Raw genomic sequence first — 20,074 nt, 5'->3', positions numbered from 1 at the left:
CCGAGTGACGGGCTGGACCGGAATACTGAGCTGGATCGAAACGGCATGCGCCGCGTCCTCGGCCGGTTCACAACCGGCGTCACCGTCGTGACGACCGGCGGTGCCACGCCGCACGGCATGACCGCGAACTCGTTCACATCGGTGTCTCTGAACCCGCCGCTCGTGCTGATCTGCGTGCTCCGTGAGGCGGCCATGCACGAGGCCGTCCTCGATCGCAAGTCGTTCGCAGTGTCGGTGCTTTCAACGCACCAGGAGGATCTGGCGCGCTACTTCGCCGACCGCCGCCGCCCTCGCGGCATCCAACAGTTCGCCCCCATCGAATGGTCACCCGGCCGTTTCACCGGATCCCCCGTCGTGGCAGGCTCCCTCGCCTGGCTGGAGTGCTCCCTCACGGCCACTTACGACGGCGGCGATCACGCCATCTTCGTCGGCGAAGTCCTCGACATGGGCGTCCGGGACGAGCACGACGCCCTGCTGTTTTACGACGGCGGCTTCCACGCTCTGCGTACCAAGGAGGCGTGACACGCCGCCGGTCCACCCAGTACGTCGGCGGCGAGGTCGGGCCGCGCGAGTCGAGGACGTGATCGGCGCCCACGGCGCGCACCGTCTCGTGCTTGCCCGGCGAGGCGGTGGCGATCACCGTCGTGCCGTAGTGCTTGGCCATCTTCACCGCTGCCTGGCCAGTCCCGCCGACTGCCTACTGTAACTCCCTATTGCTGCGGTGATATCACGGCCGAGATGCCAGTTCGGACGATGCACGAGATCGCAGGGCAACTTGGTGTGAGCTTCGAGCGGCCCTCGTGTGTGCTACGGGTGCGGTCATTGACCGCGAGATGCCCGGTAGCCCCGCAACAGCGGGGGCCACCATCTACTGGACGAGTGTCAGCGAGCCTTTTCGTAGGCCTCGCGGACGGAGGCCGGAACACGACCGCGATCGCTGACCTCGAAGCCGTTTGCCTTCGCCCAAGCCCGGATCGCCGACGAGTCGTCCCTGCCGCCAGTCGACGCCTTGGACTTCCCTTTCAGCTTCGCGGCACCGCGAATCCTCCGAGCGCCGTCAGCATGGAGAAACGGATTCAAGAGCTCAAGGAGCTTCTCGTAGTTCTCATCCGTGAGGTCGATCTCGACCCCAGCTCCGTCGATGAGGATGCTGTGCGTGGCGATTTCCGACGATTCCTCGCCGGTCAAGTCATCCACATATGTTGTGACTACCTTCTGGGCCATGAAGGGGATCGTAGAGCACGTTCAGCCACATCCGGCAATCACAAGCGGTCGGGCTCCTGTACCGCTATTTCTCCGGACTGACACGAAGTCATCGAGGTGCTCAGGCTGCAGCCCCTCGCGTAACTCGATGATGGTGATCGTGCCGTTGGTTTCGTCGATACAGCGTTGCAAGTAGGGCTGGTACATGTCGAGGCGGCTGGGGCGGGAACTGCGTCCGGTAACCATGTCCTGCCGGCGGGCGGCGCGCGCATACTGCTGGACGGTATGCCGCCCTCAGTCAGGTGGCGGGCGATGACACGGAGCCCCATCCCCTTGCTCAACAGGCCGTGGACCAGGGCATGGTGGGCGCGCATCCGCTCTCCTCGCCGACCGGTAGGCGAGGAGAGCGAGTGCGGCTCGACAGCGAGTGGTGAAGCGCGCGTGCGAAACGGTCAGCTGCGCGAACGGCTCGGCAAAGGTGCGGCGCGAATCAGTTCGCGTCGCCGCAGATGAAGCGCCGGACCCGCAGATGACAACACCCTGCCCACCAAGCGGAAGATCCCTCAACTTGCGTTGGTAGGAGTCATGCACGCGTTCCGAGAACCCACCGCAGTCCGGACAGATTGCGCCCGCCGCCCGGTCTCTCGCTACTGCGTCGACGGCACTGAAGACAGCGTTCACCGCCTCGATGTCCACGTCGTCGATCCCGTCGAACAGCAGCGAGTCCCAGAACGATGAATCGGCCTGCATAACCAGCACAGTCACCGGTCGCAGTCGACGACCGTGAAGGCCCGGAGAGACCTGATGGAGCGTCACTACCGTCTGTCTGATGGCGAAGCGTACGCCGTCTCACGCGAGATCACCCCCTCGCAATCGAACACCGCGATGACCTTCCGTGTCCCCTCCCCAAGATCTGTGCCAGAGCCGGAACTACGACGTCATAGCCGCCCCAGTGGCTGCTCGTCGGCCCAGCCAGCCGGCACCGCCGCGGCTGCAGGCAGCACCATGGAGGGTGCCCGCGGCCGGGTGATATCCCGCCGATTATGGGTCAACGTCGCCGGCGTGGTCTGCTACCGCGCCGGATGCCGCTACCGGTTCTTCTTCAACCTGCATATCTGGCACGGGCGCCGGGACGAGCCGACGGCGTTCTCCCGGGCAAGTACTGCGACATGATCGTCATAAGTTCTCCGCCCGGCTGATTCCGTCGTCCTAATTCGCACACTCCTGTTGCGGATCATTGGTGGAGGGTGGCAGGCTGCAGCGGTCGAGGCAGCCATCACATCGGGGGATTCCATGGCGACGACGCAAAAGCCGTTAGATGACCGCATCAAGGTAGCGCTGATCACCGGCACCAGCAGCGGCTTCGGCTACTTAACCGCGCTCACCCTGGCCCGCGCGGGCCACCGCGTGTTCGCCTCCATGCGCGACACCCGCAACGGCAACGCTGGCCCCGCGCGGGAGCTGCGCACTGCTGCGGCCAAGGAGGACCTCGCCCTCGAGGTGGTCGATATCGACATCCGCGACGACCATTCCGTCGAGCGCGGCGTCCGCGAGGTCCTGCGGCGCGCCGGGAGGATCGACGTCCTCGCCAACAACGCAGGCATCTTCTATCCCGCGATCCTCGAGACGATGACGATCGACGACGTGCGTGCCGTCTTCGACACCAACGTCTTCGGCCAGCTGCGCATGTACCGCGCCGTGCTGCCGGCCATGCGCGCCCAAGGGGAGGGCTTGGTGGTCCAGACGACCTCAGCGCTCGGCCGGATCGTCCTCCCCTTCATCGGCGCCTACGTCGGCACGAAGTGGGCCATGGAGGCGATGGCCGAGACCAGCCGGTACGAGCTGCGCCGGTCCGGCGTGGACCTCGTCATCCTCGAGCCCGGAGCGTACGACACTGACCTCGCCGACCCCAACGGCGTGCGCTACTACCGCCGCTACCGCGACAAGCTCGGGCGAGAGGACGCCCGCCGCCTCGCCGAATACGGCGACCTGGCAGACCGCGCCGAGGGGCACCTCGTCGACGAGCCGGGCCTGCCGGACAACCAACAGGTCGCCGACGCGATAGCCGCCTTGGTCGACACCCCCAGCAGCGAGCGGCCGGTGCGCCTGCCCGTCGCCGGTGCGGCGGACTTCCTCGGCGAACTGCAGCGCGTGCACGCGGACCTCCAGCGCAAGGCGATGGTGAGCAACGGGTACGAGGACCTGCTGTCGGGCGGTACCACGTCCGGGTGACGCCTGGTTCCGTTCGCCCTCAGCCTGGAGCGCGCCCTCGGATCCCTGGCTCGACCATCACGCGTCACCTGGCTGCTGGAACGCTACGGATCCCCGGCCGCGCTGCGAAAAGGTGGCCGCCGCAGGCTCATCGAGGTGATCCGGCCCAAGGCGCCCCGGATGGCGAAGCGGCTGATCGACGACATCTCCGAGGCCCTCGACGAGCAGACCGTCGTCGTTCCGGGCACCGGCACACTCGACATCGTGATCCCCTCGCTGGTCCGCTCGCCCGGCGCGCGGTCCACGAACAGCGAAGGGCGACGGAAGCCCAGATCACAGCCTTGCTCCAACCACGAAGCCGTCGGGCACCTCGATCCACGGCGAACACGCCCCCCGAGGCGGCAACCGGCAACTCAATCGCTCGATGTTGTCCGCGTTCGCCGCTCTGCACGATCCCGCCGCCAGCACCTACTACGACAAGTGCCGGAGCAGAGGAAAGACTCACATACAGGCCAGCCTCCGGCTCGCCCGGCAACCGATCAACGTGCTGTTCGCGACACTCCGCGACAGCACCCGCCACGAACCCAGAACCCCACGCCTCGCTTGGCGAAGACATAGAGGTACCCCTGCTGCACTCTCGCGTCGGGTCCGGCCGATCGGGATTCAGGCAGGTTCGGAGTCAGGGTCGACACTTGGGCGCGGGTCGCGGAACACAGCCAGTGCCCGCCGCCGATCCCTCTCCTCCTCGGTCACCAGGATGTGCGGCATTGCACGGCGCAGGATCGGCGGTGCCATCAGCGAAGTGCTGATCGCCACGAGGATCACGATGGTGTATGTGGTCGTATCGAGGACGCCGACGTTGAGCCCGACCGTGGCCACGACGATCTGGATGACTCCGCGGGCGTTCATCCCGCCAGCGAGGGCCAGCGCCTCCCATCTGGTCAACTTGCTGGACAGCGCACCCAAGTACGCGCCGGCGAACTTGCCAGCCACCGCGATCAACAGCGCGACCACCGCGGCGAGCAGCGGGACCGGACGGGTGAGGATGGTCAGGTCTACCCGGAGGCCGGCGGTGGCGAAGAACAGGGGCGCGAACACCGACACCACCACCGCCCGTAACGGCGCCAGTCGGCCGAGGTCCGCGATCTTCGCCGAGCCGATCAACAGGCCGCCGAGGAAGGCGCCGAACACCGCCTCGAAGCCCATGGCTTGGGTCGCGGCCGCGCTCAGCACAATGACCAGGACGGCGGTCGCGATCGTCGGGCCATTCTCGGGTGAGCGCTGGCACCGTGCGAAGGCACCGCGGACGAGGGGGCGGGCGACGCTCGCGGTCACCAGGACGGCGAGCACGAGCAGGCCCACCGAGGACGCCACCGTCCAACCGCTCACGCCGGTCGTGGCCATCGCGGAGACGATCGAAAGAAGCAACCAGCCGACCACGTCGTCGATCACGCCCGCGGCAATGGTCAACTGCCCAATATTGCGGTGCAGCAGATTCATGTCCGAGAGCGTCTTCGCGATGACCGGCAGGGCACTTACACACATCGCCACGCCGACGAAGAGTGCGAAGGCCTCCCGATTCACCGAGCCGGTCAGCAGCGAACGCGGCGCCGCCAGCCCTGCGATGACTCCGGCGACCAGCGGGATCACCAGTCCGGCGACACCCACCCGGAGCGCGACGCTGCCCTTGCGCCGCACGAGCCGGAAATCGACCTCGATGCCGGTGACGCCGACGAGCAGCACCACACCGATCTGCCCAATCGCGTCCAGGAGGTGGAATTGCGAGGCGGTATGGGGAAGCAGCCACGCGGACACGGACGGCGCGAGATGGCCGAGCACCGTCGGCCCGAAGAACACCCCAGCACACAGCTCGCCCACGACGGCCGGCATGCCAAGGCGGTTGGCCAGTCGGCCGAGCAGCAGCGCGGCCGAGAGCAGCAGCCCGACCTGCAAGAGGAAGACGAGCAGCGCATGCGCGGCGATCGGCGGGGGTGGGGCCACGGTGGTCTCCGTACGCGGCGGGGTTCGGATGAGTGGTTGAAAGTGGTGCCGGGCTTGCTTCCGCGTACGGCGTGCCGGGTCGAGTGCTACATCGTTTCCACCATCCCGGTGCCGGGACCTGAGCCCGCTGCTGGGCCAGGATGTCGGCCCGGCCCGGGGACGGCGGCGGGGAAGCTGGTCGTCGGTCAACTCGCAGCGGAACAGCGTCGCGTCAAGGTCGAACAGGGCAGTCGACAGGGCCGGGACGGGCTGAGGCCACGGAATCGCTCAAAGCCATGTGCGGCTGGTGGTGTTGCCAGCACACCTCAGGTCACACACTTACGCAGCCCACGGAGCGATCGGATACCAAGGGATAATCTCTCGGCGCGCGAGCAAGCGGACGTCCCAATACAAGAACGTGAAGGCACCAGCAACGATAAGGGTGACCGCCATGAACACGGCCGCGCGCCCAGGCTTTGCCATCCACGTCTGCAAGCGGGCGCCTGAGGCCACGGCCAGTACGATGAAAATCACAGCCATGATCGCAATGTTCCCGACCGACTGCAGCATGAACGCCGCTGCGCCGTACAACGGGTTCCCACTCTCGGCTGCGTCCCGAAACAGTTGCCGAAAGAGTGGATAAGGGCGCCCGATGAGGAAGCCACCGATCAATGCGCCCATGAACACTGTCTGCGCATAGGGAAACCGACTGTGCAGGCGCAGGAACGGATCGCGGAGAAACCCAAGCGAGCTCAGCCCCATGTAGAGCATCGCCAATCCAACGATGCCGAACGCCACCATGCTCTGCACCGAACGGCCGGACAGGACTCCCGGCATGTTCTCGGCCTGAGAGAACTGCGGCATCGAAGTACCTACGATCCCGACCACCGCACCGTAGACAGCAGACACCGCGAGCATGCCAAGCGACATCCAGCCCAACGGCTTCAGCGACTGCACCAGACGACCCCACCGGCTACCAGCAGCGCCAAGAAGAGGGGCGACCGCACCGAAAGCTGCGATATTGCAAGCGGTGAACGTGCCAGCGAGTCCCGAAGTGAACGCGAAGACGATACCCGCCATCGCACCGGAGATCGGGGCTTCCGGGTCGTGCCCGAGCACGGTCCTTGCGACATTGCCACCGATCGTCTTGTCCACAAACTCTGCGGACCACACCACCGTCAGTAGAAATCCTGCACCAATGCTGAGTAGCAGGATAAGCCAGCGTTGTTCAATCGCCACTCCACCGACAGGATTTGCCTGCTTTCCAAGATCTTGGTGGGAGACCGATAGCTCTTCACTGCGCGCCACACTAGACTCCCTCGATTTCCGCCGTCAGATGAACGAGTCGCGCACAGGGGCACGTACGTCCCTCGCCCTCGGAGCGTAGGCGGCACCCGGGCAGGAGGTTTCTTTCAACTTGCTGAACCAACGGCAGCATCCATAGTCATTGCGCGATCGCGAGCTGCCTGGTTTGCCGGTCTTGGGTATGCCGTGACGACGATCATCTGCCTCCCCCGAGGCGTGCAGGGCCTACTGAGCGTTTGGTCCTGTGATTGGTGTTTGGTTCCGGATCAGGTTCCGTGCCAGTTGAGGAGGGCAGGTTGCCCTGGGACAGGCTGCTGGAGAAGGGCTCGGATCGGACACCGTCCGCGATGGCCGGCGCCCGTGCAACTCGGAGGCGAGTTGCACGCCGTGCCGGGTAGGGGACCACACCCGCATCGGTCCGGCCTGCGGCAGGGTGATCTGGTCGACCAGCATCTCGTCGTACACGCCCAGCGCCAGCCGGTCTTCGCTGCCCCCACTGATGACCCTCGGCGCCACCGACTTCACCGGTGGCCGGCTGCGGTGCAGCAGGTGCCGGTGCCCCCACGGTTTCGACGCGGCGTGGGCGGGCGTCTCAGGTCTCGGAGGCATACCCCTGGGCGACGATCAGCTTCGCACCCTCCTCGAAGTAGCCCGGATCGTCCGGAAGTTCGGTATCGAGGCAGGTGACGTAGCGGTTGTACATGCAGAACGCGGCGGCGATCAAGACGGTGTCGTGGATCTGCGCGTCGTCGCTGCCGGTCGCCCGCGCGGCGGCGACTGTGTCGGCCGTGAGGGGTCGTACCGGCCCGCATACCTCGGCTGCGATCCGCAACAGTGCCCGCAGTCGCGGTGTGATCGGCGCGGTGTCGGGATTTGCGAGCACGGCGTCGACGAGCTCGTGCCCGCCGTCGAGCTGGGCGGCGGCGAACGCCCCGTGCGAACCGGAGCAGAAGGGCGTGGAGTTGAGGTGGGACGCGTAAGCGGCGATCAACTCCCGCTCCCCGGGCGGAAGCGACAGGGGGGAGCGCAGGAGCGTCTCGGCTAACTGGCTGAGCGGGGCGGCGGTGTCCGGCCGCTGGATCATCAACCCGCGGATCCCGGGCTGATCGTTGTCGATGGCGATGTGCGGCATGGCGGATGTCCTCTCGCGAGCGGAACGGCGTGGCAGTGATATGGGTCCGCTCCATGTTCCGCCTCCGTAGGGGGAGTGGACTACTCCCTGAGTGTTTCGGGCATGTCCACGGGTCCGTGTCGAGGGCGGAGGGCCACAGGTGGGGTCAGGGCAGGCGGGGTGCTGGTGGTTGAGACCGTCGGGAGGAGCGGTCCGGGCGATGCGATGCGGCGAAGAGAGCGGGTCAGTGCCCGGCCGCATGCTGGACGAACTTCGTCACCGCGGCGGCGACGGCCTCTGGTGCGTCCATGAAGGGCCAGTGCCCGCTCTCATCGAGGATCACCAGTTCGGCGTCCGGGAAGGTACGTCGCTGGATCTCGGCCTGCGCGACGGGCAGGTACGGGTCGTGGGCACCCCAGATCACGAGTGCGGGGCGGCGCAACGGCCGCAGCACGGCGGAGAGCGGCCCTGTGGCTGCCGCGGCATCGGTCGCCCGGTAGAGGCGCAGTACGGCGCGGCGCGTGCGGCGGTCAAAGTCGTCGTACATGCGGTCCATGAACTCCCGCGGAAGGCCTCGCGGATTGCCGCGGCGCAAAAGGGCACGGAATGTGGGCCTGGTGGCGGTAGCCATGAAGAGCTCCCCCAACACCGGTGTGCGCCAGATCCGGGCCAGGGCGTGCCAGCGGTAGCCGAAGAGCACACCCGTATCGATCAGCACGGCGCTGGCGAAGCGCTCGGGGTGGGCGGCGGCCCACGTGAGGCCCCAGGGGCCGCCGAAGTCGTGGACGACGAGATGGGCGTGGTCAATGCCGAGGGTGTCGAGGGCCGTGCCAATGAAGGCGGCGTGCCCCTCGACAGCGTGCGGGAAGTCGCTCGGCTTGGCGGCTCGACCGAAGCCGGGGGCGTCCCATGCCACTGCGCGGCACTTGCCGCCGATGCTGTCGAGGAGTCCTATCCAGTCGGCGCTGGAGCCGGGGCTGCCGTGGAGGAAGACGACGGCCTCGCGATCGTCGGCCGGGCCGGACTCGCGCAAGACGGTGCGGATGCCGGCGACGCGGAGCTCACGTTCGCGAATGGACGAGGTCGTCATGGGGCCACCCTTTCGTTCGGTGTGACGGATATTCCCTGCGGGGCGGCTGTCGGCGAGCCTGCGGCGCAGTCGGCTGGGGGCAACCCGCAGCACCATGGCGGGCCGCCGCAGACGCCAAGGCGGATCGACCAGCGCGCCCACCCGCAGAACTGCTCGGTGACCGCGGGATCGTGGGCGCCCGCCGCCTGCAGCTGACCGACGTACGCGTTGACGACCCGCACCCGAGCGGGCGCGGCCCCGCCACCTCGGGCAGCGACAGGTCACCGCCCACGGCGAGCTGCCAGGCCACGGTGGTATTCCTGACGGCGATCCGGAAGAAGCGCCGGGCGAGGTTGGCGCCGCCGCGGCGAGGCATCGGCTCAGGGCTCGCGCCTCGAGCGCCTCAACCGATACGCCCTGCGTGGAGAGGGGGTTGAAGCTAGCTGCACAGCGCTTCCCCGGTGACCAGTAGGCGCGTGGGGGAGCCACCACCGTGTGGTCGCGCACTCTCCGCATCTCACACCTCCGACGCCGGATTCAGAGCGCGGGTCCTCCTGGGACTCAGCATCGCGCTCATATGCGCCCCAGGTGCCCGCCACCCCTGAACTTCCGCCATTTTTCCGTGTGTTGAGATGCCGACCGGGCCTGAGCAGTCGGGCGCCCTTGGCCTCCAGTGGTCCCCGGCCGAAGAACTGACGCCCAGTCGGATGCCGGGCTGCCTGCGTGACCGGCCACCGGGACGGCGAGCGCGAGCAGGCCCACCGAGGACGCCACCGTCCAACCGCTCACGCCGGTCGTGGCCATCGCGGAGACGATCGAAAGAAGCAACCATCCGACCACGTCGTCGATCACGCCCGCGGCAATGGTCAACTGCCCGATATTTCGGTGCAGCAGATTCATGTCCGAGGGGGCGTCTTGGCAATAGCCGGCAAGGGACTCATGCACATCGCCACACCGACGAAGAGTGCGAAGGCTCCCGATCGTTCCGCGCACATTCTTTGTCGATCGAACAAGATCTCCTTGACCCGCGCCAGAACGCCATGGGACGATTTGTTCGTCGATCGACAAAGAAAGTTGGCCCGGTCATACAGAACTCGCCTGCACGGCCATGTCGGCGAGCGGGTGCAGGACCAGGGGCCCTCAGGCCAGGCCCCACCACCGCACGCCACGGCATCTGACAGGGGAGAAGAGCATGGGCATCGAAGGCAAGACTGTGTTGGTGACAGGGGCCAATCGCGGCATCGGAAAGGCGCTGGTCGCCGAGGCCCTCGCTCGGGGGGCGGCACGGGTCTACGCCGGCACGCGCCAGCCCTTGGCCGACGCCGACGCGCGGGTGACGCCCCTGACGCTGGACATCACCGACGCCGCACAGATCCAGGCGGCCGCCGGACAGGTCGAGTCGCTCGACATCCTCATCAACAACGCCGGCATCATGCTTCCCGACATCCCGTTCGACCCCGCCATTCTCGAACGCCATATGGCGGTCAACTTTCACGGCACCAACGCCGTGACCCAGGCGTTCCAGCCCGCCCTGGTCCGTTCCGGCGGCGCCATCATCACCATGAACTCGGCGGCCGCGCTCTCACCCCTGCCGCCTTTCCCGTCCTACTCGATCTCGAAGTCGGCCCTGTTCTCCCTGACGAGGACGATGCGCGCGTTCCTGGCCGGGCAGGGCGTCAGTGTCCACGCGGTCCTGGCCGGCCCCATCGACACTGACATGACGCGCCAACTCCCCATCCCCAAGTCGTCCCCCGAATCTGCCGCCCAGGCCATCTTCGACGCGGTGGACAAGGGGGAGGAGGACATCTTCCCCGACGCCACGATGGCGCCCATGACCGACATGTGGCGCAACGGCCCGGACAAGATCCTTGAGCGCCAGTTCGCCGAACTCGCGCAGGGAGCGCCCCCGGCGTGAGCTGGGCAACAACGGCAGGGGGAAGCAGAGAGTCGTAACAACCGGACCGCCCCACCCCCCCCGGGGGGCGGTCCGCCCATCCCGGGCAAGCACGGGGTACGAACGAAGGATCTCCCGCGGGTGCCTGCGCCCGCCGGGCTGTGCCGGGCGTGGAGCAAGCAAGGGCACCGGTACCCGGTTGCGACGTCCCGGTCACCGGATGCGCCGTGGCCGTGAGCGGTCGCCAGCGATGATCGTGCAGCGTCCCGGTGTGGCGCCGGGCCGGCGGCACGGTGCGCTCCCTGGTCGGCTGCGAACCTCCCGGCTCCCCGCCGCTGCCGCTCCGAGGACCTGGGCATCACCTGTCAGCCCGATGAGACCGCTGCGGCCATATTTGGAAGCAACCATCGCCTCACCTGAGGCGATCGCGGCGATGAGCGCTCTTCCCGACCGTGGGGAAGAACGCGTCCGCTGCGTCTTGACGGCCCTCGGCGGGAAAGCAGGCCTGGGCTGCGGGTGCTCCCGCACCTCACCCAGCTTCCGACGCCGACCGGTCAACCGCCGAACTCCGGCGCGCACCGCGCCGTTGGCACCCGCCATCGGCACCGCCCGCAACTGCTCCTTCAGCCGAGCCCGCGTTCACATCACCTCAGCCCGCTCGGCGGGCTCCATCGGTTCTGCCGCGCCGCGCACCAGGCCACGCGGTCCACGTGCGCGGCGTCCGCCTGTAGTGGCCTGAAACCGCGAAACCGCTCCCGCACATGCACCTCTCACCAGCGACGGCATCTGCCGACACAACAACAAGCAACTCAGCAAAACGGGGGGATGGAACATGACAGACCGACCTGCATCGGCGACGAGAAGGTACGACACGCAACCACGATGGTGGCGCCGTCGAACTGGGATCTTCCTCGCGGTACTGGCCCTGGCGGCAGCGACGGTGTATAGCCTCCCGAAGACCACAGCGGACGCGGCCACCGCGGTGACAAAGGCCCAAGAATGGCCGATGTTCGGCCAAAATCCCAACAACACGGCGAGCGTCCCGGTCGATCAGCACAGCCAGATCACGACGACCAACGCAGGCACCCTCGCAAAGAAGTGGACGTTCACGACCGGCGGCGATGTGTCGGCGCGTGCCGCCGTGACCCGTGGCTCCGTGTACTTCCCCGACTGGTCCGGGCACCTGTACGCGGTCAAGGCCAACAGCGGCCGGCTCATCTGGTCCCGGGACATCCTGACGGACTATCTGCCGGGCGTTTTCCCCAATCCGCCCGCCAAGGTGGTCTCCCGCACCACGCCCTACGTCGACCCGAGCACCAACACGATGTACATCGGCACCCAGCAAGGCGCCTGGCTCCTCGCCATCGACATCACCACCGGTGCCCTCCGTTGGAAGACCCAACTCGACACCCATCCATACGCGATCGACACCGCATCACCGATCGTCTACCAGGGCGTGCTCTACGTCGGGGTCTCCTCGACCGAAGAGACCGCGGCCGACAACCCCAGCTACCCCTGCTGCAGCTTCCGCGGCAGCGTGGTCGCGCTGAACGCGAGCACGGGAGCCCTGAAGTGGAAGACCTCCACGGTACCGACCGGATACACCGGTGGCGCCGTCTGGAGCAGCACCGTCGTCCCGGACCCGGCCAGGGGTGTCGTGTACACCACCACCGGCAACAACTACAGCACGCCGACTGCGCCTGCCTACACGTCCTGCATCAGCAGCGGCGGCACTCAGGAATCGTGCCTGTCCCCGGACGACCATTTCGACTCAATCGTCGCCTTGCATATGACGGACGGGTCGGTCGCGTGGTCACAACGCCTGTCCAACGGTGACGACTGGAATCTGGCGTGCCTGTCCGGGCCCCCCGGACCGAACTGCCCTCAGCCGACAGGCTCCGACTACGACTTCGGCAGCGGCGTCAACCTCTTCACCATCCAAACGGCCAGCGGCCCCAAGACTGTCCTCGGCGCTGGCCAAAAGAGCGGCCTCTATGCCGCCTTCGACCCCGACCGCAACGGTGCGGTCCTGTGGGCCACCCAGGTTGGGCCAGGCGGGCCACTCGGCGGGATCCAGTGGGGTTCCGCTACGGACGGCAACCGGATCTACGTAGCCATATCCAACTACCAGGGCCAGACCTACACCCTCCAGCCATCGGGTCAGACAACCAGTCACGGCTCATGGAGCGCACTGGACCCGGCGACCGGGAGAATCCTCTGGCAGACCCCGGACCCGGGCGGAGCCTCGGATCAGGGGCCGCTGGCCGTGACTAACGGCGTCGTGTTCGCCCCCTCGATGGCCGGTGCCGGCAACAACATGTTCGCGCTCAACGCCGCCACCGGCACCATCCTCTGGAGCTTCGCCTCCGGCGGATCTGTGCTCGCGGGAGCCGCGATCGCCAACGGCACCGTCTTCTGGGGTTCCGGCTACAGCAACATCCCCGGATTCACCGGCAACAACAAGTTCTACGCATTTAAGACGTGTGCCGCGCGGCGGTGTTGACGGCGTCAGCCCGTCGAGGCCTCTGCGCGGCCGCCGACGCCATCACACCACCGGGGAAGGGCATGGAGAAAATCGTCCCCCTCGGGCGGGTCGCCTGGCACTCGGCTGACACCGACGCCCGCCGCACGAGCGGCTCCCGACGTCAGTGACGAAGGCGGCTCCAGGTCCGCAGGCGCCCACGCGCCGGCACCCGGAGCCGCCCTCCGCAGTCTTTGACCAGGTCGCCAGTCGAACGTTCCACATCCGGCCGAACCAGCTCTCACGGACCGCCGCAGTGCCCGCCACCGCTGCACGCTCGCCGCAGCTGCGACACGTGATGGCCGCCACCGGCCTCGACGGGGGCCGGTGGGCCGGAGCGACCGCTGGCGTGGATGAGCCCGTGGCGACGGGGGCGCGCCACGGGCAATGACGTAATCGTCGCATCTGCGGCACGGGCCGACACGCAGCCTGAGGCACCGGGCTAGATGGCAGCCTTGTCGCGAACCTGGCGAGCGCCTCAGGATGATCCCCGCGTATTGAGCTGGTGGGCACATGTCGAGGGACCCGGCGTTGGATGTCGGCGAAGTTGACGCCGGATGCGGTGGCCCGGATCAGGACCTCTCCCGGGCCTGGGCTCAGTACTGGCGCGTCGGCGATCAGGCGCAGGTCCTGCGGGCCGCTCAGCGACGTCTGCCGCACGCATGATCGTGGGAATGTTCATGATGATCGCCTCTGTTTTGTTTATCGAACGACCAGCCATGCGCTCATAGCCCCCGAAGCAGGTCAAGGTAAACTTGATCGAACGACAAAAATGAGGAAAAGGCATTCTGATGGCCACTCGCGGCAGGCCGCGCACATTCGACCCGGACACCGCCCTGCACCAGGCGCTGGAGCTGTTCTGGGAACGGGGCTACGAGGGCACCTCGCTCAACGACCTGGCCCAGGCCATGGGAATCGCCTCGGCCAGCATCTACGCGTGCTTCGGAAGCAAGGAGGACCTGTTCCGGCAGGTCATGGCGCTCTACGGCACGACCTCAGGTGAGCGGCCCAGGCGCGCGCTGCGCGAACAGCCGACCGCGCGCGCCGCGTTCCACGCCATGCTGCGCGCCGCCGCCGATGAGATCACCCGTCCGGACGCGCCGCCCGGCTGCATGCTCATCCTGGCCGCGCCCACCGGCGCCGTTGAGAACCACGCGGTCCGGGAGTTCCTGGCCGACCTCCGGCGCGACATGCTCAGCACCAACAAAGACCGGCTCGCCCGCGGCGTCACCGACGGCGACCTCGCCGTGCCGCCCGCCAGCCTCGACGCCATCGCCCGCTACTACACCACCGTGGTGCAAGGCCTATCCGTACAAGCCCGTGACGGCGCCACTCGCGCCGAGCTGGAAACGGTCATCACCTGCGCGATGGCCGCTTGGGACACGCTCACCTCCGCGCCGTCACACCCAGCGAGCTAGATATAACCACCGGCAAGCCGGACGACGTTGGCCCAGGCGGCTTGAGGCGGCCCCACTCTGTCCCCCGAGCCGGTCACGGACGGGGCCGACTGAAGACGCCTCGGAGCCGGCTTCACAAACCGGGGCCCGCTGGAGTCGCCTTGGTGGGGCCGGACGGATGAAGGCGCCGTAGCCACCCGCAGCGGCCGTCTACGCTCTCGGCATGCAGCGCAGCGATGTCACGCGGGACGGCGGCACGTGGATCGGCCTGTCCCTGGACATAGAGGACCGCCACCCGCCGGGGCTGTGCGTGTTCAGTGCCGGGCTGCGACTGCTGGTCTCCCAACTGTCGCAGCCTGTACTGCTCGCCATTGTCGACGAACACCTCCAGGGCGTGGACTTCTGGCGCACGGATGAGTACCGCTCCTTCGTCCCGCCGTTGCGTGCGGATGTGGGGCGCGCTCTGGCGGGCAGCCCGGAACGGTGGGCTCACCGATTCGCGCAGTACCTCATCGACTCGCCGGACAGCCCGTTGCACGAGGGCCGATGGCTGCTCTCGTGTGAGAGTCCGCTCCGGCGCTGGCGCCACGCTGACGCTTCCCATGCTGAGTACTGGAGCGCGATGCTCGTCGATGGCCATCCGGACGGATACATCGACTGGTTTCTTCATTCCCATTCATGGGAGGTCCTTCCGCTGCGCCCGATGCCCGGTCCCGGCGACAGCCGGGTCAAGGCGTACCGCAAACAGGCCCGTGAAGGGACGCTCCCGCCCGTCCTGTTGTGGTGGGTCAGCGGCCTTGACTGCCATCTGATCCTCGACGGTCACGCGCGGCTTGCAGCGGCGATCGCCGAGTCCGTCGAGCCTCCGCTGCTGCAGTTGCACCGCACGGTGCCGCGCGATGACCTGGCCGCGCGCATCGATGAATCCGTGGGCTTCTACGAGGACGAACTTGCACGCTTCGCCGAACTCCGAGCCGTCCACGGTCCCGCCGTCCCGGATGGCGCCGCCACCGCCGGCCCACAGCTCGTGCGCCTCCTCCACGACCTGAACACCGCGGAACAGCCCACCTGGGCCTGGCCCCTGCCCGGCCGGGAGGGCCAGTGGCGTCGCATCGCACGCGAGGTCACCGCCGGCCAGGACTGGCCTCGTATCTGAGCCCTGCCGAATCCTTCCCGCCAACCGTCACGTCCGGGCGTACCGCCGTACCGCCAGACCCGTGCACACCGCCACGAAGGGCCGCCTCGCCCAGGCAAGCCTCGTCCGTCACCAGAGCCATGACACCGATCGCATCGCCCGCGTCTGCGTCGGTGAGGGCCGTTGTCCGGGCGTGTGCTCGCAGGAGCGCGGGGTTTGAGGGAGGCGCCGTGCGGTCCCCTCTTGGGTCCTTCTTCAGCACAGGGGACCGCACGGTGGTGCGGCGTCGAGTGGCGCCCCAGGTTTCCATGATGCGGCATGCGCGACGGGGCGTGGGCAGAAGTGACGTTTCACCCTCAAAGGGTTGAAATATCTGTCGTTCTTGCCCGCGGGGTGAGGGTAGCGGGGCCCGGCTCTTTCCCTGCATTGTTCCGTAAGTCCATGATCACGTGGCGGGGTGCGGGGCGGGCACGTAATGCTGGCGTCGCCTTCCTGACGGCGCTTCAGCACCGCTGTCGGGGAGGGCTGTTGATGTGAACCCCGCTCACAGAAATCCGATGCGATGTCGAGTAAGAAGGTGGTGACCGTTGCTGTTCTGGTGGCGGTCCTCACGTGGAGCACGGTGATGACCGTGCTGGGACAGGTCGCGGCCGTGGCCGCTCTGCTCCCGTCCTTGGGCCTGCTCGTGCAGCAGATCGTTCAGGCCCTGACCGCGCCTGACGGGTCCGGGTCTCCCGCAGGGCCCGCCGCAGCAGGCGGCGGACAGGAGCCGCCCCGATGATCTGGTCCCCCGACGCCGGCGAGCCGCCCCCGCCGGAGGCCTACGGCAAGCGGGGCCGCAAGCCGGCCCCGATCTCCGAGGATGCGGGTCTGTCGCACCGGGCCTGGCTCGAGCCGGTGCGTGGCTTCCTCTTTGCCAGTGGCCTGACCCTGGGCGACCTGGTCGACCGCTCCGGCTATTCCAAGACCCGTATCAGCGAACTGCTGCGCGGCAACGGCTACTACCCTGCCTGGGAGATCACTTTCAGTGTGATCCGCGCGTTGGGGCTGCCTGTGCAGCCGATGCGCCGGCTGTGGAGCGCGGCGGCACGCGAGGCGGAGAAGCCGCCCGGCTGGATCGCACAGTGCATCGAGCAGGTCGCTGTGCAGCCGGAGGCCCCGCCGATAGCCCACCAGGCGTTCACCGAGGCGGTGGCCGACACCTACACCGCCTACGCGCGCGCCTTCCTGCTCACCGAACACCGCGCCCGCTGGGTGGTGGCGGAGACCTTCGACATCCTGTGGCTGTGCTGGAGTCAGGCCGCCACCAGCGAGAACATCAACCGCTACGCCTGGCACCTGCTGCGCTCACGCGTCATGGCGCGCGCCCACCGTCGCCCCGACGGCGCCCCCGACCTGCGCACCGCGGTCTTCTCCACCGCCGAGGTCCACGACGCGGCGCCCGACCACCTGGTCGTCCTGAGCGAACTTGTCGATCTCTTCGATGCGATCGGCCGGCTCCCGCACGACCAGATGGACGTGGCGGTGCTGCGCTACCTGTGCGAGATGCCCGACCACCAGATCCCCGACATCCTCGGCCTGAGCCCCGCCATCGCCCGCGCCGTGGACCACCACGCCCGCGCCGCCCTCGAATGCCTGCTCAGCCCACCCAGCACCCGGGAGTGAACCCAGCCGCCATGACCCCCGTCGACGCCCTCCTCGCCCGCGCCCGCCTCCACCACCACCCCCGCGTCCCCGCCGACACCGTCGCCTACGAGGACACCCCGTATCTCGATCCCGACCCCGAACAAGCCCCGCTGCCCGAGGACGCGGCCGGCGACCACGCCGCCACCCGGCATCTTGATGACCTCTGCGAAATCGTCGTCACCACCGTCGCCCCCGGCGCGCTGGAGTTCCTCACCGACCAGCTCCCCGAACCCTCCGGCGCCTGGCTGCTGGGCTGCGCACTCCACCTCGCCGGCGTCGACGACGGGGCCCGATTCTGGTGGCAGTACGCCGCCGGCGCCGGCAACACCCCCGCCGCTTACTGCCTCTCCCTGCACCACCACGCCCGCGGCGAAGCTCACGCCGCTGCCTTCTGGTACGACCAGACCGGCCTCGACGCGGCCACCGACTCCGACACCCTCACCGTCACCGGAGTCCCGCCCCTGCACCACTTCACCTTCGACGCCAGCGTCCACACCGTCCTGCGCATACTCAGTCACCTCACCGCCCCCGGCGAGCGCCGCCGCACCCACCGCGCCGACGCCATCACCAACTACGTCGCCCAAGCCGTCACCCGTGGCCAGCGCCGCCACCCCGGCGTCGAAATCCCCGTCCCCGAGCCCCGCTTCGCCGACCGCGTCACCTTCATCCTCGACGCCACCCCGCCCTGGACCCGCCGCGCCGCCCCCGTCTTCAACCCCGCTCTGCCCAGCCGGAGAGAGCACCACCGCACCGCCGGCATCCGCGCCCGCGATGCCGCTGTGGAAGGCGCCAAGGGATGAGTGCAGCCGCACACCAACAGCGGCTGTCGTGGCGGATGGATACGGTGAAGGTGCCTGGTGCCGGTGGTGCTTTTAGGCTGAGTGTAGGATCTCGCAACTCGCGTCCGATGCGTGTTCCCGTGACCTGCTACTTCAAGCGGTGTCTCACGCTGGGTCAAGCCCGCCAGTCTCAGGCGCGTGTCCAATTCCCCGGACCTCGAGTCACCCCCCCCGTGAAGGTGGGAAGCCCGCAAGGGCGCATGCGGTCGGCATAGATTCGCCGACCGCATGCACCACGGCACTTGAGAGGTGTCACCCGGCGCTCAATGGGCGTTCTGCGGCTGTTCGGAAGATTCTTGAGCCACCAGGTTCTTCGCGGGGATAGCGTCGATGATCCAGATGTTGCGCTGGCGGTCGGCCAGGAATGCCGCAAGTGCGAGTAGGAGTGCTCCCGTTGCGACGATGAGAACGACCAGGAGGGCACCTTCGACGCCGTGAGTTTCTGCAAGGCCGCCGGAGACGGCTTGTCCGGCGGCTGTGCCGAGGGGGCCTCCGGCGCACAGGATGGTCATGGCGACCGCGGCCCGTTCTGCGGGGGCGAGCCGTTCGGTCAACGCGTACAGGCTGATCATGTAGGGAGCGACGGTGAAGCTCGCCAACGCGACGGCTGCGGGCAGGGAGGCCAGTTGCGTGCCGAAGAAGAGGACCATCATGCCGACGAAGAGTGCCGCGGCGAAGCAGACGTAGCGGGCGCGCAGGGAGAACCGCTGCGGGAGCCAGGCGCAGGCGAAGCCGGCCAGGGCGCTGCCGATGCCGAACTCGGCGTACAGGAGACCCGCGGCGCCGGGCTCGTCGGTCGTGTCGGCGTACACGGTGACGGCCGTCTGGACGGCGCCGAAGATCGCTCCCATGGCGACCATCGCCAGGAACATGACGGCCAGCGGACGGCGTGGCAGGTGCGGCTTGTCCTGCTGTCCCGAGGGCTGCTGGTGGGTGGTGCGGTGGGCGTAGATCAGGGCGAAGGGGAGGGTGCTCGTTGCGATCAGAGCCATCGTCACGATGGCGGGTGCGAGGGGGCTGACCGCTGCGAGCAGCCCGACGAACGCGGGGCCGGCGACGAAGCTCAGTTCATCGGCGGATGCCTCGTAGGACAGAGCCGCGGACAACAGGTGGTGCTTGTTGCGGGACTGCACCAGTCGTGACCAGTGCACCCGGACGAGGGGGCCGACCTGAGGCTGGGTCAGGCCGACGAGAGCGGCCGCGGCGAACATGCTTTCCCGGCTGCCGTGGGTCGCGGCCAGTAGGGCGGCCCAGGCGGCGAAGTTGGCGATCGCGGCCACAGCTCCGACGGTCCGGTGACCGTACCGGTCGGCGAGGGCCCCGACGAGCGGGCCGCCGATGGCGATGGCGATGCTCTGGGCCGCGCTGGCGAGTCCGGCGAAGGCGTAGCTGTGGGTTGCTGCCTGGAGCAGGATGAGGGTGGAAAGGGCTGATGTCGCGTACGGCAGGCGGGCTAGGAATCCCAGGGGGAAGAAGCCGACGCCTGCTACACGCAGCAGAGAGCGGTAGGACACTGATGTCTCCATCGGGCACGTCGAGGAGACGCGCCACCCAGCCACCAACGCGTCGACGAGCCCGATTCTGATCATCAACGTAGCGGAGGCGGCTGAGGGCTGTACAGGTGCCTCGACCGAAGCGATTGGAACGATGCGGGCCGACAGTGGCCGCGTGGGGCCACAGCCAGGTGGGTGTCCCTGGATAGCCGGGTCAGTGCGTGTGTGGG

Annotated in this window: 17 protein-coding genes and 1 pseudogene; 10 read left to right on the top strand and 8 right to left on the bottom strand. The window is 67.9% G+C overall.

The annotated features are described in order from the left end of the window. Nucleotides 1–45 precede the first annotated feature (45 nt). Nucleotides 46–522 carry a flavin reductase family protein gene (locus OG828_RS00825; protein WP_328499721.1) on the top strand — a complete coding sequence of 159 codons (477 nt, stop codon included), beginning with the start codon at nucleotides 46–48 and terminating at the stop codon, nucleotides 520–522. A 360-nt stretch (nucleotides 523–882) separates the two neighbouring features. Here OG828_RS00825 and OG828_RS00820 read toward each other — a convergent pair whose 3' ends face one another. Both OG828_RS00820 and OG828_RS00815 read right to left on the bottom strand, forming a co-directional pair. After that, nucleotides 883–1,224: a histone-like nucleoid-structuring protein Lsr2 gene (locus OG828_RS00820; protein ID WP_328499720.1), complete on the bottom strand. Its 342-nt coding sequence runs from the start codon at nucleotides 1,222–1,224 to the stop codon at nucleotides 883–885. Nucleotides 1,225–1,497: 273 nt separating this feature from the next. After that, a complete protein-coding gene (locus OG828_RS00815) occupies nucleotides 1,498–1,953 on the bottom strand; it encodes a transposase family protein (RefSeq protein WP_328504773.1) in 456 nt (151 codons plus the stop codon). Between the two features lie 543 nt (nucleotides 1,954–2,496). Between OG828_RS00815 and OG828_RS00810 the strand changes: the two genes are divergently transcribed. Together OG828_RS00810 and OG828_RS00805 are read left to right on the top strand one after the other, a co-directional pair. Further along, nucleotides 2,497–3,435, top strand: a complete 939-nt coding sequence (locus tag OG828_RS00810; protein ID WP_328499719.1) for an SDR family oxidoreductase — start codon at nucleotides 2,497–2,499, stop codon at nucleotides 3,433–3,435. A 3-nt stretch (nucleotides 3,436–3,438) separates the two neighbouring features. Further along, nucleotides 3,439–4,012 (top strand): annotated as a pseudogene (locus tag OG828_RS00805) (IS110 family transposase); the annotation flags it as partial. Nucleotides 4,013–4,077: 65 nt separating this feature from the next. Here OG828_RS00805 and OG828_RS00800 read toward each other — a convergent pair. The 5 genes from OG828_RS00800 to OG828_RS00780 all read right to left on the bottom strand — a co-directional run bounded on the left by OG828_RS00800 (nucleotide 4,078) and on the right by OG828_RS00780 (nucleotide 9,779). Further along, the gene (locus OG828_RS00800) at nucleotides 4,078–5,367 is read right to left on the bottom strand and encodes a cation:proton antiporter (protein ID WP_328499718.1); all 1,290 of its coding nucleotides are present in this window, start codon (nucleotides 5,365–5,367) and stop codon (nucleotides 4,078–4,080) included. 366 nt (nucleotides 5,368–5,733) lie between these two features. Further along, complete coding sequence (locus tag OG828_RS00795; protein ID WP_328499717.1) at nucleotides 5,734–6,702, bottom strand: hypothetical protein; 969 nt, start codon at nucleotides 6,700–6,702, stop codon at nucleotides 5,734–5,736. A 589-nt stretch (nucleotides 6,703–7,291) separates the two neighbouring features. Next, on the bottom strand, nucleotides 7,292–7,831 hold the full coding sequence (locus OG828_RS00790) for a carboxymuconolactone decarboxylase family protein (RefSeq protein ID WP_328499716.1): 540 nt from the start codon (nucleotides 7,829–7,831) through the stop codon (nucleotides 7,292–7,294). A 223-nt stretch (nucleotides 7,832–8,054) separates the two neighbouring features. After that, nucleotides 8,055–8,900: an alpha/beta fold hydrolase gene (locus OG828_RS00785; protein ID WP_328499715.1), complete on the bottom strand. Its 846-nt coding sequence runs from the start codon at nucleotides 8,898–8,900 to the stop codon at nucleotides 8,055–8,057. Between the two features lie 552 nt (nucleotides 8,901–9,452). Then, on the bottom strand, nucleotides 9,453–9,779 hold the full coding sequence (locus OG828_RS00780) for a hypothetical protein (protein WP_328499714.1): 327 nt from the start codon (nucleotides 9,777–9,779) through the stop codon (nucleotides 9,453–9,455). Nucleotides 9,780–10,071: 292 nt separating this feature from the next. Between OG828_RS00780 and OG828_RS00775 the strand changes: the two genes are divergently transcribed. The 7 genes from OG828_RS00775 (at nucleotide 10,072) to OG828_RS00745 (ending at nucleotide 18,312) form a co-directional block, all read left to right on the top strand. Then, nucleotides 10,072–10,794, top strand: coding sequence for an SDR family NAD(P)-dependent oxidoreductase (locus tag OG828_RS00775; RefSeq protein WP_328499713.1), 723 nt, complete (start codon nucleotides 10,072–10,074; stop codon nucleotides 10,792–10,794). 985 nt (nucleotides 10,795–11,779) lie between these two features. After that, the gene (locus OG828_RS00770; RefSeq protein ID WP_328499712.1) at nucleotides 11,780–13,276 is read left to right on the top strand and encodes an outer membrane protein assembly factor BamB family protein; all 1,497 of its coding nucleotides are present in this window, start codon (nucleotides 11,780–11,782) and stop codon (nucleotides 13,274–13,276) included. 809 nt (nucleotides 13,277–14,085) lie between these two features. Further along, a complete protein-coding gene (locus tag OG828_RS00765; protein ID WP_328499711.1) occupies nucleotides 14,086–14,712 on the top strand; it encodes a TetR/AcrR family transcriptional regulator in 627 nt (208 codons plus the stop codon). A gap of 202 nt (nucleotides 14,713–14,914) precedes the next feature. Continuing rightward, nucleotides 14,915–15,847: a hypothetical protein gene (locus OG828_RS00760; protein ID WP_328499710.1), complete on the top strand. Its 933-nt coding sequence runs from the start codon at nucleotides 14,915–14,917 to the stop codon at nucleotides 15,845–15,847. 541 nt (nucleotides 15,848–16,388) lie between these two features. Beyond that, entirely contained in the window at nucleotides 16,389–16,607 is a 219-nt protein-coding gene (locus tag OG828_RS00755) for a hypothetical protein (protein ID WP_328499709.1), read from the top strand. Then, entirely contained in the window at nucleotides 16,604–17,491 is an 888-nt protein-coding gene (locus OG828_RS00750) for an XRE family transcriptional regulator (RefSeq protein WP_328499708.1), read from the top strand. The genes OG828_RS00755 and OG828_RS00750 overlap by 4 nt, the downstream gene beginning before the upstream one ends. 11 nt (nucleotides 17,492–17,502) lie before the next feature. Beyond that, nucleotides 17,503–18,312, top strand: coding sequence for a hypothetical protein (locus OG828_RS00745; protein ID WP_328499707.1), 810 nt, complete (start codon nucleotides 17,503–17,505; stop codon nucleotides 18,310–18,312). Nucleotides 18,313–18,614: 302 nt separating this feature from the next. Here the strand turns inward: OG828_RS00745 and OG828_RS00740 are convergent, their stop codons facing one another. Next, nucleotides 18,615–19,865: an MFS transporter gene (locus OG828_RS00740; RefSeq protein ID WP_328499706.1), complete on the bottom strand. Its 1,251-nt coding sequence runs from the start codon at nucleotides 19,863–19,865 to the stop codon at nucleotides 18,615–18,617. Nucleotides 19,866–20,074: the final 209 nt, after the last annotated feature.

This window comes from Streptomyces sp. NBC_00457, from assembly GCF_036014015.1.
Taxonomy (GTDB): Bacteria; Actinomycetota; Actinomycetes; order Streptomycetales; family Streptomycetaceae; genus Streptomyces.
This window is presented reverse-complemented; position numbering and strand designations above follow the sequence as displayed.

Bases quoted from the DNA above. Each gene is read 5' to 3' on its own strand.
- OG828_RS00825 (WP_328499721.1), top strand. From the start codon at position 46: ATGCGCCGCGTCCTCGGCCGGTTCACAACCGGCGTCACCGTCGTGACG.
- OG828_RS00820 (WP_328499720.1), bottom strand. From the start codon at position 1,224: ATGGCCCAGAAGGTAGTCACAACATATGTGGATGACTTGACCGGCGAG.
- OG828_RS00815 (WP_328504773.1), bottom strand. From the start codon at position 1,953: ATGCAGGCCGATTCATCGTTCTGGGACTCGCTGCTGTTCGACGGGATC.
- OG828_RS00810 (WP_328499719.1), top strand. From the start codon at position 2,497: ATGGCGACGACGCAAAAGCCGTTAGATGACCGCATCAAGGTAGCGCTG.
- OG828_RS00790 (WP_328499716.1), bottom strand. From the start codon at position 7,831: ATGCCGCACATCGCCATCGACAACGATCAGCCCGGGATCCGCGGGTTG.
- OG828_RS00785 (WP_328499715.1), bottom strand. From the start codon at position 8,900: ATGACGACCTCGTCCATTCGCGAACGTGAGCTCCGCGTCGCCGGCATC.
- OG828_RS00780 (WP_328499714.1), bottom strand. From the start codon at position 9,779: ATGAATCTGCTGCACCGAAATATCGGGCAGTTGACCATTGCCGCGGGC.
- OG828_RS00775 (WP_328499713.1), top strand. From the start codon at position 10,072: ATGGGCATCGAAGGCAAGACTGTGTTGGTGACAGGGGCCAATCGCGGC.
- OG828_RS00770 (WP_328499712.1), top strand. From the start codon at position 11,780: ATGTTCGGCCAAAATCCCAACAACACGGCGAGCGTCCCGGTCGATCAG.
- OG828_RS00765 (WP_328499711.1), top strand. From the start codon at position 14,086: ATGGCCACTCGCGGCAGGCCGCGCACATTCGACCCGGACACCGCCCTG.
- OG828_RS00760 (WP_328499710.1), top strand. From the start codon at position 14,915: ATGCAGCGCAGCGATGTCACGCGGGACGGCGGCACGTGGATCGGCCTG.
- OG828_RS00755 (WP_328499709.1), top strand. From the start codon at position 16,389: ATGTCGAGTAAGAAGGTGGTGACCGTTGCTGTTCTGGTGGCGGTCCTC.
- OG828_RS00750 (WP_328499708.1), top strand. From the start codon at position 16,604: ATGATCTGGTCCCCCGACGCCGGCGAGCCGCCCCCGCCGGAGGCCTAC.
- OG828_RS00745 (WP_328499707.1), top strand. From the start codon at position 17,503: ATGACCCCCGTCGACGCCCTCCTCGCCCGCGCCCGCCTCCACCACCAC.